Source organism: Paraburkholderia sp. IW21 (assembly GCF_041321145.1).
Taxonomy (GTDB): domain Bacteria; phylum Pseudomonadota; class Gammaproteobacteria; order Burkholderiales; family Burkholderiaceae; genus Paraburkholderia.
Map to the genome: position 1 here is coordinate 1 of NZ_JBGGWA010000037.1, position 1,044 is coordinate 1,044.

General features: G+C 59.1%; 1 protein-coding gene. It reads right to left on the reverse strand.

The window, feature by feature from the left end:
* The coding region (locus ACAX43_RS32925; protein WP_370712484.1) for an IS481 family transposase at window positions 1–1,017 on the reverse strand (1,017 nt) is incomplete at its 3' end.
* Window positions 1,018–1,044 lie beyond the last annotated feature (27 nt).

The following is a 1,044-nucleotide window of genomic DNA, read 5'->3' on the forward strand; positions in this document are numbered from 1 at the left end:
CCTGGCGAGTTCGAGTGAATCGAGGAAGGTACGCATAGGCGTCTTGCCGTAGCACCATCGCCCCTGATGTTCGCGCTCATTGTTGTACTGGTCAAGCCAGCCGTCCAAATCGGTCTGCAGAGCTGCGATCGAGTCGTAAATCTTCCTGCGGAAGGCGATGCGATAGAACTCGTTGAGCATGGTCCTGTGTAGCCGCTCGACGATGCCATTGGTTTGCGGAGAACGTGCTTTGGTGCGGGTGTGGTCGATGTTCTCCACAGCCAGATAAAGCTCGTATTCATGGTGTTCCGGGTTGCCGCAATACTCCGTGCCCCGGTCGGTCAGCACCCGCGCGAGCGGGATGCCGTAGCAGTCGAAGAACGGTACGACGCGATCGTTGAGCAGGTCGGCGGCCGGCAGCGGCGTCTTACGGTCATAGAGCTTTGCAAACGCCACTTTCGAGTAGGTATCGACAAAGGTCTGCTGATAGACGCGACCCACGCCTTTGAGCGTGCCGACGTAAAAGGTGTCCTGGGCACCGCAGTAGCCGGGGCATTCCGATTCGAATTCGCCGTGTGTTTCCTTTTCCAGTTTGGCGCGCTCGAGCGCGGCTAGCTGTGATTCGGTCAGTACTATCCCTTCCTGGGCGGATCTGGCTTCCAGAGCCTTGAGACGATGGTTCATGGTCTGGAGATCATGACGCAACCAGACGCCGCGCACACCCTGTGGCGACACGCTCAGGGCATGGCGTTTGAGCACTTCGTTGGCGATACGGATCTGACCGTAGGCTGGCAGTTCCAGCGACAGTTCGAGCACCGCGGCCTCGACCTGCGGATCCACGCGGTTCTTCAGCACCGGACGATGATGGGAGATTTCCTGCAGGGCCGCTTCACCGCCCTTATCGTACAGTTCCTTGAAACGGTAGAAGCTGTCGCGCGAATAGCCCATTACACGGCAGGCCTGACTGACGTTGCCCAGTTGCCGGGCCAGCTCCAGCATCCCGACCTTGGCGCGGATAACTTTCTGTTCCTGAGTCATGGTGGACTCCTTGCGGTTTGCCGCGTG